Consider the following 14,237-nt stretch of genomic DNA (forward strand, 5'->3'; position numbering starts at 1 on the left):
CCATTTTCTGATCTAGGTGGAAGCGCGCTGAGTCGTACACACGGTAATGCAACAGCGCCTCTGATCTAATTTCTTTGAGCAAATCCGGCTTGCTCTGAGAGCGCCAATGCGCTCACGCAAGTTCATGTACGCGAACCTCTGGCACCACAGCTTGAGCGATTTCACAAAGATGCCGGTGATGCGTGAGATAGATGACCTGCCCAACCGTTGCCATCTCACCGAAGAGCCGAAAGACCTCCTCGGAGCGGACATGATCGAACGTCTCCATGATGTCATCTGCGATAAATGGGACCGGTGCGCGCGCCTGGGCAAACTCGTAGTATCCAGCGAGCCTCAGAGCGAGGTACAGTTGAAACCTGGCGCCCTTGCTCAGAGCGTCCGCAACCTTGGACGGACCATCCTTCTGAATGGCGATCAAGACCTCGCCATTCTTCGACGGTTGCGTCGCGAGGCCCGAGTAATGACCTCTCGTCATGAGTGAGAAGGCCTGAGACGCCTTGTCCATCATCGCCGATCGATGCTGATCCCGATAAGTTCGAAGAGCATGGCTCGCCGAAAGAATTCCCAGACGCAGGCGGACATATCGTGCTGCTGCCTCTTCCATTTCAAGGACAACTGTCCGCCGTTGAGCATCCAGTCGGGCGACGGCGCTGTCGCTGCCGATGGCGTCAAGTTTATCGATGGCACGCGTTTGCCGGACGAGGTGCTCCTTGAGGGCATCCGTGCTATTCTCAAGTCGTTGCTCAAGCTGCACCTTCTCCAAAAGAACAGCATCCTCGTCCAAGCCATCGAGCGTGTCGGCAGCTTCGTCCAAAGATCTAACGGCAAGTTCAGCGGTCAGTCTGATCTCTAGGTCGGATATATCTTTCCGTACTCGATCCCTGTCCTTGAGGAGCTCTTCCTGCTCCGCTACCTGCATCAGATTATCGGCTGCGAATGCACGAAGAACCTCGGTTCTGGCCGATATGAAGGCTTTCTCTTCAGCTAGCAGAACATCACGTGCTATCATCGCAGCCTCGATGTCCCCGCTCACGCCATCCCTATTCGCACGTGCTCTTTCTGCCAGTTCCAATCGCCGGACCAGTGCTGCTGCCATTTGTTCGGGGGCATCGAGATCGAGGGGATGAGCGCATGCTTCGGCAATGGCCACGACCTCATTCCTGAATAGCTGTTGATCGGCTTCCATCTTCTCGATCCGTAGACCCATGGCATCACGGTCTACAAGAGCCTGAGCTAAGAGGTCGAGCTGGTCGAGCACTCCGCCGATCGCTGCTGCTGGAAGACCTCGCTGAAGCCACGTTGCCGCCAAGGCGTTGGTAATCGCTTCGACCCATTCTTCCTCGCGGCGCATGGCCGTATCGACAGCCCGCTTCCTGGCAGCGAGTTCTTCCTCCCGCTCAGCAAGAGTGCGCAACGCCTCTGTATGTTCGGCATCCAACTTCGCCTGTCTGGTCAAGAAAGTTTCGGCGAGTGCGACTACTTCTTCGAGGCTGCCGGAGGTGTCGGCCGTAAGTCCGACGCGGGCCAACGCCTCGATGATGTCGGAACGAAACTGCACAATTTCGCCCTCAACGCGAGTGAGGGAGCTTTTCGCGGCCCCCGCTCGCGTGAAGGCATCAAGGGACTCTTCACGCGCTACTACGATTTCTTCAATCGCGGACAACAGATGTTCAGGATCCACCAGATCCAGTGACAACCTCCCCAACGAGGTCGATTGGCGCATAGCGCGAACAATCGCGCCCTGTTCCTCGTCGATGGCATCCAGTTCCCTTTTGACAGATGCCTTGGAGCTTTCAGCGACTGCGAGCGAAGCCAGAGTTGCACGTCGCTCTTCCAAAGCTCGCGCGTTTTGCGAACGAGCGGCTGAAACCGCATCGTCTTCGCGCAGAGTTTCTGCAAAGACATCTGCTGATTGCGGGAGCAGATCTTGCCGGTGCGCTTTCCATGCCGTGTCACGCGCGACGCGCACCCGCAACGCTTCCGCGTCATCTGGGATTTTCCCATTGGCATCGAACGCTTCTCGACGTCCCAGCAATTCGCGAATCGTCGCGTCATGGCTTGAGATTTGATCCGCGAGAACGGTCCTCCTAGACCGAAGGTCTGCCGATGAATTGCGCCAGCTGCTTATCTGTTGCTTGTTCGGTACCGCGCTACTAGCCAAAGACTCGCCGTCACCGGTCCACGGCCGCAACCGCATCGATGAAGTTTGCCACTCAAGCGTGCAATCTTCCAAACGCTTGATCGTCTGACGCCTTTCCTGAGCAAGCCCACTCTGCGCGATCTTTGACCGCAATGCTTCCAAACGAGCCCTGCTTGCGGCTGGCACTGCCCGTTCCTCAGCAACGCGCTCCTTCGCCGCTTCGAGCGCCACTGCGGCCAAAGCCAACTCGTCGCGTGCAGAACTTATCGCCGCGCTCAGACTGGTTCGCTGCTCGAATAGACCGCGTACCACCCCCATCGTTGCGGCCGGAATGAGGAGGCCTCGAGGATCTTGATGACCTGTCCGGCCCAGTGCGGCCAAATTGACCGCGACGGCTTCATCGAGAATTTTCAGCTCTGACCGACGGGCTGGCAAGTCTAGCCCGGCGGCGACGTGTCGAGCTTTTCGATCGCCCAAGGCATTGATGCGCTCGGATACCGTGATGATCAGGTCGTCGCCCACAAGATCCGATAGGCGATCACGAAGCCTTTCCAGTTCGGCAGTATTGGCTGCCAGACGCGCGGCGATGTCGGCTTCCTGAACCAGCATTTCCGCGACAGAACCCGTCCAAGTCTTCGGCGGAGTCGGCAGAGTAGGCATGGTCGACAGGATCTCTGCCTTGCGACGATGGTCCGCCAACATTGGCAACGCGCGCAGCAGCTTTAGAATTGCTTCTCGACGCGCGACCATCACAGCGTGTTCCGCCAGCGCCTGGTCGTATTTCTCCGTCGCCTCAATACGCTCTGCCTCGAGGGACTCGTACTTGGACCCCTGCGTGTCGATGGCATCGCGTTCGGCTTTGAGTTCCGCCAACCGCTTCTTCAATACCGCTAGTGCAGTTCCCTGGGCATGTTTGCGATAGATACTATCGGCCTCCACCTCGAGCGATTGGAGCGTTTCGCTAGCGCCTGACAGGCCAGCGCTGGCGGTGAACAGCAGCTTGCCTAGGTCGCCTTTGGACTCAAGGATGGCCTTTCCACCGTCTTCCAGGGTCTCGTCGTCCAGCGAAAACATATGGCCGTAGCTGTCACGCGACAGGCCTGCGAGGTGAGCGGAGAGTGCGACTTCGGCAACTGGCTGATTGTCGGCATCAAACAAAGAATTGCTACGCTGCTTGGTCCGCAGAAAGGAGCGTTCCAGACCGTCGGCTTCCAACACGCCGCCTACCCGCATGCTGGCGTATTCATGAAGGAAATTGTAGCGACTTCGCTCTTCGATACCGAACAGCAAGTCGAGATATCCGGACAACGCTGTTGATTTACCGGCCTCGTTCAAGCCGAAAATGATGTGCAGGTCCGCGCCCGAAGTCGGCGCCGGTCCGAAATCAATGGTCCTATCGGTGAACTTCCCATATCGAGTTAGATCAAGTCGGCGTAGCCTCATTGTAGGTCTCTTTCCCGCAGACGCGCCGTGACGAGATCGGTTCCTTCAGAAAGCGCTCGCTCAAGGAAGTCGTTCGCCTCGCTCTCATCCTTTCCAGCGAAGTCCCTCACTTCCGGCGGCAATTCATCGACGAGTCGGTGGATCAATGCGCGTGCTTGCTCGCGAAAAGCCTCCGACCGAGCGTTCGATCGCATGGTCTGCGCGAGCTCTTGCACCGGATCCGCACCATCGACGAACTCCTCAAGCGTCCGGACATCGATGTCGAGTTTCTCTAGCCAAACAGAGCCAGTTCGTTCACCGATCTGTTCGGCTTCGGCGAGCAGAAGATCCTGATCTCTTATTATCTGCCAAGCGAGCGATGTGTTCCCGACCAGCTTCAGGCGAACGACTAGGTGCGGCGAGAAGATCGAGCTTCGCAACTCTTCCAGCGCAGATCGAATGGCATGGACTACGTCATGCCATTCGATTGCGCCGCTGATATTGACGTCCAGGCGTTCGAATTGTGCGATGCTGGTGGCACGTTCTTCGATTTCGATGCTGCGATCGTCTCGGACCGTTACCAGCGATACCGACTTCTGGCCGCTCTCATTGATGTCCCGGCCTTGGGGCATGCCGGGCATCACGACCTTTCGGCTTCCTGCGTGAATTGTGCGTGAATGGATATGGCCCAATGCCCAGTAGTCGAAACCATGTCCGTGAAGGTCCGCAACATTGCAAGGAGCATAAACGTCATGACCGGGTGCGCCGGCGAGGCTGGTGTGCATGATGCCGACGTTCACCATGCCATCGCTGGGCCCAGCATATTTGGACAGCAGACTTTCGGGGGCTCTCGTCTGAGAGAAGCTCAAGCCGTGAAACGCGACGTCGTTCCCTGGCGCACGAAGGATCACTGCGGACGCACGTCCACCGAAAATTGTGACGCTGTCGGGGAAAACCAATTGCTTGCTTATGCGCGACAAGGCGTCGTGGTTGCCACGAACCTTCAAGACTTTGATCCCCGCTTCATGCAGGCGCGACATCTGCGTGGCGAGGAACCGGGCCGTCTTCATGGATGTCTGGTCGCCGTCGTAAAGGTCGCCTGCGATGATCAGGGCGTCGACGCGTTCAGAGAGGCAAAGGTCAACGATCGCGATGAGCGCCTTTCGGCTGGCATCGCCTACCACTTCAGCGAGCTCAGGGTTGCGAAGAGCAAGAGACCGCAGAGGGGAGTCGAGATGGATATCGGCGGTGTGGACGAAGCGAAAAGCCAAGAAGTCCTCCAAGTCAGCGGTTTCGAAGAGTGTATCAGTCTGTCGGCTAGCGGCTAGCGTGCGGCAAGAACTAACACGTCAAACTTTCAAGGGGTCGAGAAGCTGGCTACTAAGGACTAGGAGCCTGTGTCTCTTGTCTTCTGATCCACTCCGCCAGTGTGGATCGTCGCATGCAGACGATCTTGCCGACACGGAATGTCGGCAGGTGACCACGCCAGATGTGCGCAGCAGCCTGCTTGTGGGACATCCCCATATACTTTGCGATGGCATCGATGCCGATCAGCGCATCGAGACTCGTTGATGGCTCATGGGCCACAAGATCGTGCTGACTCAAAGGCTGAGCTCCAGGATGCGAGTGGATGGGGCAAGGCGCTGCCATACGCCTTTGTTGGAAATGTGCGCGCCGGTTATGACCTTGGCGGCCAGCAGAGGTGACGGGAAGCGAACGTTGGCAAGAAGACGCCAGCGGTCCTGAAGGCCAGGCATGTCAGCGAGCACACCTAATTGCGTAAGCTTGCGACGGCGCATTGCGATTGGGGGCAGCAGTGCCTGGTTCTCGCGCATCCGCATGTCCGAGCCTGCTCTGACGACGAAACTGCCATCCGCCAAAAGGTATCCCCAAGCGCTTATCCCATCGTAGCTGAGGTAATGATCGTCCTGGGCTCCGGTGAAATCCACGATCTCCACATCTGGATCTTCGCGCTCGTCGGTAACCTGCGGGCTTTGGGTTCGATAAGCGTCCAATGCTCGACAGCCAGCAACATATAGAAGGTCCCGCGACTGTTCGATCAGCCCCTCCAAAGCGGCTTTTTCTCCGAGCTGACGAGAATAGAGCGGTGGGATTTGATTGACCTCAAGCACTGCGTGTGTCGATGCGGCCACCATTTCGTGCAGTCGGGACTCCGCATATTTCACGTCGTCCTTGGTCAGTCTCAGATCGACCGCCGTTACGCAGAAAACCTCCTCGAAGTGATGCTTAGAGGCATCGGCCTTGTGCTCGAGGAGGCGGCGACGCACATCCCCGGCCTCACCAGGGCGAACGCATAGCCTATTGTCCGTCTTGGATCTCGTGGTGAGGAGATAGAAGCCCGGAGTAGCCGGCAGTCCGGCAACCATGAGGTCGTCTAATCGCGTCCATGGTGCCGCGTGGACCCGCAGCACCGATGTCCGGCACTCGATCACTCGGGGACCATCTCGATCGCCATCAAAAAGGTGCGTCGAAAGGGTTGTACCGATCTTGTTCATGCTCGCCGCTTCCCCAAAAGATAGAAACGATTGAGGGTGCGGGCGCATCCCAGTTGCTCATCCAGGAAGAAGAGAGTCGAGGTCGTCACTGGTCCACCACAAAGGCCGGGACGGCCTTCCACCTGTCCCGTAAGAGCAAGCTCGAGGCGGTAGGTGATCTCCCAGTCCGTGATGAGAGGAGCGCCGATGCGATCCTCGAAGGACGGAGCAGCCCGGCTTTCAAGTCGCCGGAGATCGCCCGAAAGGGTATGCACGAGTTCCGAATGTCGTCGCACGAAATCGCTATTGAAGGTCAGGTCCATCCTGAAGCTCCATTAGAAAGTGTTTTTTGATCTTTGGGGCGGGTGACGCGCTAGGCCGGCTCGTCCATAGCGCTTGCGCGATCACGAACCGTCGCGCGTGGGAACAACTGGATCACCTCAGCATCGTGTCTGGTCGAGCAAGAGGCAATCGCATCCTCAACCCTGAGCTGAGCAATCACGAGCAGTGAGCGCGTGGCGGCGGTCTCAAAGGCCTCTGGACCAAGGTCTTCATGGACCCGAACGAGCGCTGTGATCACCCGGATAACGAGATCATCCACCATGGCGCATCTCCTGCTTGATGACGTCGAGAAATTCCTCCCGCTTGAGAAAGCGCTTCTCGAGCAAGGCGTCCGCGACAGCCGTAATCAGCTCGGCATTTTGAACCACAACGGCATCAGTGCGTTCGTGCAGTTCCTTCAGATCTGCTTCGACGGATGCGAAGAGCGACCCGTTCATCCGAAGCAGCATTCCCATTTCTTCTGGCTCGCCACGAAATGCGAGGGTGTCTCCCAACCCCTGAGAGGCCTGCAACGAGGCGATCAAAGTGGTCGCTCGCCCAAGATCGCTGTCGGGGTGGCCTCCGCTGCCGGTGCCAATGCTGCCCAACAAGATCTTCTCGGCCGAACGACCGGCAAGGAGCGTAACCACGCGTTTTTCGATCTGATCTCGTGTGGCGACGATGTCATGCTGCTCGAAGGTGACCTGTCCTCCTGCCGCACCCGACTGGATGAGCGAAACGGAACGAAGGACGCCGGACCCGATGACATGGGTGATGACCGCGTGACCCGCTTCGTGCGTCGCGATGCGCCGGAGCATTTGCAAAGGGCGATCTTCCGGAGGGGCCACGATCGACATCAGGTCGTCCGATGTCATCCTGGATCCACTACGTCGTGCCAAGGCTCTTGCCCGCTTGACCGCATCCGCAACCATTGCCCCAGTGGCGTTGGCCATCATGGTCGCGAAGAGACCGAGATCCGTGTTCTGCAGGTCATCTTTTAGGTGCTGGCGGAGGATGAGTTCCACCTCTTCCGTGGAAGGAAACCCGATCTGGACCACCCGAGACAATCGCCCGGGTCGGATCAGAGCTTCGTCCAGGCGCTCAGGGTAATTCGTGGCGCCGATGATGATTAGGTTGCGATTTGCCTCGGTGGCGCCGTCCAGCAAGGTGAGCAGGTGGGCGATGACCGGCAGCCACCAATCCCGCCCTCGATTGGAAAGGGTTGAACGATCGGGAACACTGTCGATTTCATCGATCAGGATGCAGGCGGGGGCTTCGGCCCGCGCTGCAGCGAAGACGGAATCCATCTGCTTGATGACGCCATCCAGATTCCCGGAGCTATTCAAGAACCAGGCAGCTGCGCTGGTATCAAAAAGCGGGATTCCAGCTGATTGGGCAACTGAACGAGCGAAGCTTGTCTTGCCTGTACCGGGAGGACCTCCGAGCACGATCCGCGATTCAAGTGCATCGAAATCCGTTTCCCCGCGGCGCCACGCCGACAGATCCTGGATGAGATTCGTTGCCCATTCCTTCGCAGGCCCATAGCCGATCAAGTCCTGCACAGGCACAGCGGGGATCGGACGGCGCTTCTCGGTCTGCTTGCGGTCGACAATCGCCTTCAACCGGTCAGCACAATCTTGGCCAGTTGATCCGAGGCGCAAAGAGGTCGCGAACTCGTCAAAGCTGACGTCATCGAAGCTGAGGTCGGAAAGGTCGACGCCCTCGCCAGTGATTGTCTCAATGACCATTTCCAGGATTTCCGCACTGGGCTGGGCGATTTCTACCCATAGGTCATGGGATGCGAGCATGATCGATGGCAGCATCTCTTTCGGGTCTTGGGACACCCCGAATACCTTGGCCCCGCAGGCAAGCTGAACCGAGATTTCCGATGTCCGGTCGTCTTCCCTGCGCTTTACTTTCTCGCGCGCGGTAATCTTTCCAGAGAAGGTAGTGAAGCTTCGTAGATGCCGCGCGACTGGATCGACCCAGGAGCCGTCGGGAACTTTTACCACGATGCACTGGACGCCCCCATGCTTGATCTTCGCAATGGCGTCCAGTCCCGCCGCTTGCTCCAGAGCCAGACGTGGCAAGAGTGTGATTGCCGTTTCGGGACATGCCTCGTTGGGCTCGTCAGACGTTTCCTCGTCGTGGCGGTCGTTCGCCTTGATGGTCATTCTGATCCTCGTTCGTAGGGCTTGTTCGGTCATGACGTTCATCGATCTGGTTGTCAGATGTTGGAGGTGACCCACGTCGAAGTGGTGATCGGCTTGCTGCGGTCGATATCGATGAGCCCCGAGGCGCCCATCGCCAGCACTGCCCCAAAAGGATCGCGATGGCCCCCAAGGGCAAAAGCGCATTCGTGCAACGTGCTGATGCGCGCTGAGCGCAGGTGCTGCAGAACCACGTCGATCTCTTTGCCCGAATAGGTAGCCTTACGACCCAAGCTGATCGCATTCGCAACCATGCCACGCACGCCCCTTGTCAAAGACGATTGCGGGAGCAAAAGACACCGCGTCCGCTCGGCAGATGCCTGCCGCTTTACTTCAAGCGCCAAATGGCGCAGTTCAGCGTCCTTCCAGACGGTGTCGATCAAGGCGATGCCGGTGATCTTGCTGCCCGCGGACGCAAATCGCTTCGCGACGTAGCTGCGCTCATCGAAACCAACGGCGCTCATCATCTGCTGAACAAGAGGATCGTCGCCCAGGGCGACCACATCCGGGGTCGCATAGAGCAAGTTATTCACCGCCGTGAGAAGGGCACTGTAACGCCAGCTGGAGCGCTGATCCTGGAGCGCATCCGGACGCAAAAAAGCATCCGCCGCCCATGCATGGGTTGCGAGCATCGTGGTTTAACCTTTCGTCTTGTTCGGGCGCGTTGAGCCTCGGCAACCAGGCCTTGGGAAAAATCCCATCGTCTGGATGAACCTAACATAGCGGATTTCTATGGTGATAAAAGCCCCATATGGGGATATCGTCACCATAGATGCTATGTATGGTTAACGAGCGGTTTGCTACTCATCAGTTTCCCCTAGCACAAACCCTCGAAGTTGGATGACCCGGACTTGCGCCCTTGGGGGCCACGCAGGACAATACCGGCCATGGATTCTTTCGCGCGGGCAGACCACACGCAGGTCACTTCGGATCAGATACGTGCAGCCCGGGCATTGCTGGGCTGGACGCTGGTCGAAGCCGCGGAGCACATGGGCGTGGGAAAGAACACGCTCAACAGAATTGAAACTGGCAAGGGCAATGCCGGGGACAGGACACTGAAGGAACTGGTCGCAGTTTTTGAGGCCGCTGGAATTACGTTCGTCACTTCGGGTAGCACCGTCGGCGTGCTGTTCACGCCGGCTCTTCAGTAGCGCCCCGCACAATCGGCGCTGATGGCAGCTGACGAAAAAGCCCAGCAGTGGACAACTGCTGGGCTAGGTCGTCGGGAGTGGAGGGTGGATAGACCCTCAATGACTTAATATCAGACTGAAAATAATTAGGAAGCCTCTTTCCGCGCTTCTTTGTTTCGGATCATTGCGGGATCGATGCGTTGTTGGATCGAACGGCCCGCCCCGGCGCCCTCTCACCCGTCAAAGAATAAGGTCGTCGAGTTCTGATGGTGAAAATGGGATGTCCTCGTGCTCTTCCGGAAGTGACACGGGCGAGAACGCATCGATGACGTGGTTGATCTGAATCAGTCGATAAAGGGGAAGGTGACGCACGAAGCCTTCAAGCTCTTCGAGCAACTGCCAGCCGAATTCGATCTGTCTGCCTTCGGGTTCGAATGCGCTGGCGGCCAAGCGACAGTTCTTTCCCTGGTGCTCGATATAGATCTCCATGAAACGGATCTGCAAATCCGAGGCCTGTTTCAGCTTGCGCGCGCGATAGCTGGACTCCCTAGATGCCAGAGCGTCGATTGAAAGACCCTTCAAAAGGGGTTCGGCTGTGCGAACATCCGCTGATAGGGTGACACGGGGAATAAAGGTCACCCCTTGCCGGATACGGCGCCAGGAAAAGGTTTCGCCTTCGCAGCTGCGCTCTACGATGCCCTGGCCCTCGGCCCAAGACAGCAGTTTTGCCGCGCCTTGAGGATCATAGTGATATTCCTCAATAGCAAGGTACCGCTCGATTGCCTGTTTGACATCGATGCGTGCTGCACCTTGGAACAGCCTGTCCAATTGTCGATCCAACACGTAGAGCTCGGAACGTGCCTCCGGAAAGAAGCGCCGCCAACGGCCGATCTCGAAGGTGAAATCGAACGCCCGGATGTCCCAACTATCTACGCCCTCGTGAGGCTTTCCTCTCATTTCAATTCCTCTACGCGATATGCCGGGATCTTCGAGATCGCGGCGAGCATGACTTCCGGCCAGGCCGTGCCGTAGCTCTGGCCCACGGTCTTGCTCGCATGGCCGTCGATGCGGTCGATGATCTGTTCCTGAATGCCAGCAGCAAGGAGGCTGGAGCGGAAGAGATGGCGCCAGCCATGATTGGGATCGACGCCGGTGTCGGTGATGCCAACGGTGTTCCGTACCCAGTGCGCGAGGCTCTCGCCCACCTTCTTGTACTGAGGATTGGCGTCCGAGCCGTCGCGACGGCGACTGGGGTCATAGAAGAGATGCCGACCCTCGCGCGCCTTAACGTAGTCAATGAACCCTTGATCAAGAAGATCAGGATGCAGAGCCACCCATCTTGCCTTGCCGTTCTTGATCGTCCCTGCCTCCGGTGTCAGCCTGATGCACCAGACCTTCTCGCCGTTTCGCGACTTGCGTTCCTGCACATCCTCCGCCCGAGCCTGGGACACCTCGTTCACACGCGCCCCGGTGTAGCAGAGGATCCAGGGAATCCACCGCCGCGCTGCCAGCCCTTCGTCGGTAAGGTTCTTCGTGCGCGGCAGTCGGGTCGCGGCAAGGATGCGCTCAGCCTCGTCCTGATCAAATTCGCGATCTCGAAGGATAGCCTCGTCAGGCACCGTGACCTTGGCGTTCTCGAACGGCTGGTGGCCGACGCGCTTTTTTCGCTTGGCCCAGATGAACAGCGTCTTTGGATGAGCCATGTCGGCGTCACGGACAGTCCGTGGGGACACCAGGGTCAGCCGGTGCTCGATCCAGCGTTCGGCGTCGGCTTCGCTGACAAGTCTCATGTCGTCATGGCCAAGGAAGCTGAAGAAGGCCACCAGGACCCCGGTCTGACGCTTGATGCTCGATGCCGCCGGCTTCACGTCCGCCAAATAGGCTTGATGCACCTCGCGCCATGGGACCGGCGTGAGCGCGGCCCGGCCTTTTTCCATGTTGGCCAAAGCCGGAAAGCGCCCAGCATCGGGATCCGGACTCAAGTCCCCGCTCGCCCGCTTGGCCAGCTCGCGATAGGCTTGTGCCAGTGCTCTCGTGGCGGCCATGTGCAGCCGCGAAAGCGACTGCTGGTCGATCCGCAGCTCGAGCAAATCCAGCATCTCGCTCACCCGTCCGCCAACAAGGCGCGCGGCCATGCTCGGCGGCGTGAAGGCGAAGCTCGCACCAAACGGTCTCCGGGATGGTTCGCTGGCAGGCATCAGGACCGCTTGGGCCTGGCCCAACTTTCCGAGCCAGTAGTCGCGATCGACCGGATCGTCGCCATATCTGGACATGTGGGAATGATAGAGCCGGCCGGCCAGTGCTTCGATTTCCTGCACAGAAAGGGTCTTGGGCGGCGTCTGTCCCATGGCGGCTGCCAGCTCGCGCTCGGCCCAGTCCGCGTCCACCCGGGCGGCGACTTCGGCATGCAGCCGGCGCGCGGTCGCAGGGTCCTTCGTGCCGAGCGAGATCTTGACCTCGCGCTTGCCGATCAAGGCGCGAAGGCGCTCAGGGACGACCTTTCGAAACTGATAGATTCCAGTGCGCGGATGCACCGAAGGACGCGCTGCGGCCAAGACCACTTTGTACCACTCCTTTGTACCAAAGGCGGCTCAGAAGGTCCTTGATTTCCAGGCTTTCTAGCGTTTCCGCGGCTTTCAGGCGGAAGTGGCGGAGAGAGAGGGATTCGAACCCCCGATGGAGTTGCCCCCATGCCGCATTTCGAGTGCGGTGCATTCAACCGCTCTGCCATCTCTCCGCGAGATCGAAAAGGGAGTGTTTAAACTCCCGGCCGGTCGATACGGGGCGGCTTATGGCATAGGCCGCGCCGGGCTGCAACACCCCTTGTTGAGTGCACGCACAGAAACGCGCGGATCCTTGCCTGATAACAATCTCGTGCTGCCCGATCTTATCGCGCGCTATCACGTTGAGGTTCCGTCAAATAGTGTCACATTTGAGAGAGAACCCGATGTTCACGCGCCGCTCTGTGGTTGCCGGTCTCGCCAGCTTGCCAATGGCCGGACTTGCCGCCAATCTCCTGGCCCCCACCTTTGCCTCAGCCCAGGATCAAACCATGCCTGAAACCATCGCCACCAGCGAAGGCGACCTGATCATTCACCCGGTCGAACATGCCAGTCTCGTCCTCGAATGGGGTGGCAAGGTCATCTATGTCGATCCCGTCGGCGGCGCGGCCCTTTATGAAGCCCTGCCCAAGCCAACCGCCGTTCTCATCACCCATGGTCATGGCGACCATTTTGACGTGCCGACGCTCGAAGCCATCGCCGGCTCGGTGCCGCTCCTCACCAATCAGGATGTGTTCGACAAGCTGCCCGAAGCCCTCAAAGCCAATGCCAAATCCATCGCTAATGGCGAAGATGGCGAACTCGATGGCATCAAACTCAAGGCCATCGCCGCGCACAACACCACTGCCGACCGCATGAACTACCACCCCGTCGGCGTCGGCAACGGCTACGTTCTGACCCTCGGCGACAAGCAGGTCTACATCGCCGGCGACACCGAGCCGACCGAGGAAATGCTGGCCCTCAAGGCCATCGACGTCGCCTTCCTCCCGATGAACCTGCCCTACACCATGACCCCCGACCAGGCCGTCGAGGCGATCAACACCTTCAAGCCGGGCATCGTTTACCCCTACCACTATGGCGAGAGCGATCTCTCCCCGCTCGAAACCGGCGTCGGCGACCACACCGAAGTGCGCCTCCGCAACTGGTATCCCAACGGGCAAGGCTGAACCCTCCAAGCGCCGTTCAATCCCATACGGCGCTTGACTCTTCCGGCCTTTTTCACGATAAGCCCTCGATCCCACGCGCACCGGTCCCACCTGTGCGCTGGTTTTGTTTGAAAACGCTGCTCGAGGCTGCCGGCCAAAATCTTGGCCTACACCCGTAAAAACCGCGAAAAAGCTGGCATGAAAGCCGCGGTGCCGCAGGGCGCGACAGAAAAGGGACCGGGCGTCAAAAACGCTCGGTTGTGCATATGACTTTTGCAGTCATCAAGACGGGCGGCAAGCAGTACAAGGTTGCTGCCAATGACGTCATCAAGATCGAAAAGCTCGACGCCGAAGCCGGCGACATCGTCACCTTTGACGAAGTCCTCATGGTTGGCGACGTGATTGGTGCTCCGCTGGTGGAAGGCGCACTCGTTGCTGCCGAGCTGGTCGAGACCCGTAAGCAGAAGACCGTCATCATCTTCAAGAAGCGTCGCCGCCACAATTCGCGTCGCCGCAACGGTCACCGCCAGCTGCTGACCACCGTGCGCATCACGGAAATCCTGACCGGCGGCGCCAAGCCAACGATCCAGGCTGCTGCCAAGGCCGACACGACTGACTCCGTGACCGAAAAGGCCCCGGCCAAGAAGTCGGCTCCCAAGGCTGATGCCACGGACGCAACCGAAGCCAAGGCCGCTCCGAAGAAGGCTGCGCCCAAGAAGGCCGCTGCCGCTGAAGGCGAAACGGCTGACAAGCCGAAGAAGGCCCCGGCCAAGAAGGCCGCTCCCAAGGCCGATCAGGAATAAGAGGAAGCTA

Annotated in this window: 12 protein-coding genes and 1 tRNA gene; 3 read left to right on the forward strand and 10 right to left on the reverse strand. The window is 58.8% G+C overall.

Annotated elements, in window-relative coordinates:
* Nucleotides 1–112: 112 nt before the first annotated feature.
* The 7 genes from ASG47_RS08680 to ASG47_RS20850 all read right to left on the reverse strand — a co-directional run bounded on the left by ASG47_RS08680 (nt 113) and on the right by ASG47_RS20850 (nt 9,220).
* Nucleotides 113–3,583, reverse strand: a complete 3,471-nt coding sequence (locus ASG47_RS08680; RefSeq protein WP_061908339.1) for an ATP-binding protein — start codon at nt 3,581–3,583, stop codon at nt 113–115.
* On the reverse strand, nt 3,580–4,833 hold the full coding sequence (locus tag ASG47_RS08685) for a metallophosphoesterase family protein (RefSeq protein ID WP_061908340.1): 1,254 nt from the start codon (nt 4,831–4,833) through the stop codon (nt 3,580–3,582). The genes ASG47_RS08680 and ASG47_RS08685 overlap by 4 nt, the downstream gene beginning before the upstream one ends.
* A gap of 330 nt (nt 4,834–5,163) precedes the next feature.
* Nucleotides 5,164–6,078: a hypothetical protein gene (locus ASG47_RS08690; protein ID WP_061908341.1), complete on the reverse strand. Its 915-nt coding sequence runs from the start codon at nt 6,076–6,078 to the stop codon at nt 5,164–5,166.
* A complete protein-coding gene (locus ASG47_RS08695) occupies nt 6,075–6,380 on the reverse strand; it encodes a hypothetical protein (protein ID WP_061908342.1) in 306 nt (101 codons plus the stop codon). The genes ASG47_RS08690 and ASG47_RS08695 overlap by 4 nt, the downstream gene beginning before the upstream one ends.
* 50 nt (nt 6,381–6,430) lie before the next feature.
* Nucleotides 6,431–6,661, reverse strand: coding sequence for a hypothetical protein (locus tag ASG47_RS08700; protein WP_061908343.1), 231 nt, complete (start codon nt 6,659–6,661; stop codon nt 6,431–6,433).
* Nucleotides 6,651–8,552 carry an AAA family ATPase gene (locus tag ASG47_RS08705; RefSeq protein WP_061908344.1) on the reverse strand — a complete coding sequence of 634 codons (1,902 nt, stop codon included), beginning with the start codon at nt 8,550–8,552 and terminating at the stop codon, nt 6,651–6,653. Before ASG47_RS08705 ends, ASG47_RS08700 begins: the two co-directional genes overlap by 11 nt.
* A gap of 53 nt (nt 8,553–8,605) precedes the next feature.
* On the reverse strand, nt 8,606–9,220 hold the full coding sequence (locus tag ASG47_RS20850; protein ID WP_061908345.1) for a hypothetical protein: 615 nt from the start codon (nt 9,218–9,220) through the stop codon (nt 8,606–8,608).
* Between the two features lie 255 nt (nt 9,221–9,475).
* On the opposite strand from ASG47_RS20850, the gene ASG47_RS08715 reads away from it, so the two are divergent.
* Nucleotides 9,476–9,739, forward strand: a complete 264-nt coding sequence (locus tag ASG47_RS08715; protein WP_061908346.1) for a helix-turn-helix domain-containing protein — start codon at nt 9,476–9,478, stop codon at nt 9,737–9,739.
* Between the two features lie 219 nt (nt 9,740–9,958).
* Here the strand turns inward: ASG47_RS08715 and ASG47_RS08720 are convergent, their stop codons facing one another.
* The 3 genes from ASG47_RS08720 to ASG47_RS08730 form a co-directional block, all read right to left on the reverse strand.
* A complete protein-coding gene (locus ASG47_RS08720) occupies nt 9,959–10,675 on the reverse strand; it encodes a hypothetical protein (RefSeq protein ID WP_061908347.1) in 717 nt (238 codons plus the stop codon).
* The gene (locus ASG47_RS08725; RefSeq protein WP_061908348.1) at nt 10,672–12,279 is read right to left on the reverse strand and encodes a DUF6538 domain-containing protein; all 1,608 of its coding nucleotides are present in this window, start codon (nt 12,277–12,279) and stop codon (nt 10,672–10,674) included. The genes ASG47_RS08720 and ASG47_RS08725 overlap by 4 nt, the downstream gene beginning before the upstream one ends.
* A gap of 86 nt (nt 12,280–12,365) precedes the next feature.
* A tRNA-Ser gene (locus ASG47_RS08730) sits at nt 12,366–12,455 on the reverse strand.
* A 210-nt stretch (nt 12,456–12,665) separates the two neighbouring features.
* Between ASG47_RS08730 and ASG47_RS08735 the strand changes: the two genes are divergently transcribed.
* Together ASG47_RS08735 and rplU are read left to right on the forward strand one after the other, a co-directional pair.
* Nucleotides 12,666–13,445: an MBL fold metallo-hydrolase gene (locus tag ASG47_RS08735; RefSeq protein WP_061908349.1), complete on the forward strand. Its 780-nt coding sequence runs from the start codon at nt 12,666–12,668 to the stop codon at nt 13,443–13,445.
* 245 nt (nt 13,446–13,690) lie between these two features.
* On the forward strand, nt 13,691–14,227 hold the full coding sequence (gene rplU / locus ASG47_RS08740; protein ID WP_061908350.1) for a 50S ribosomal protein L21: 537 nt from the start codon (nt 13,691–13,693) through the stop codon (nt 14,225–14,227).
* Nucleotides 14,228–14,237 lie beyond the last annotated feature (10 nt).

It is taken from the genome of Devosia sp. Leaf420, from assembly GCF_001425445.1.
Lineage (GTDB): Bacteria > Pseudomonadota > Alphaproteobacteria > Rhizobiales > Devosiaceae > Devosia.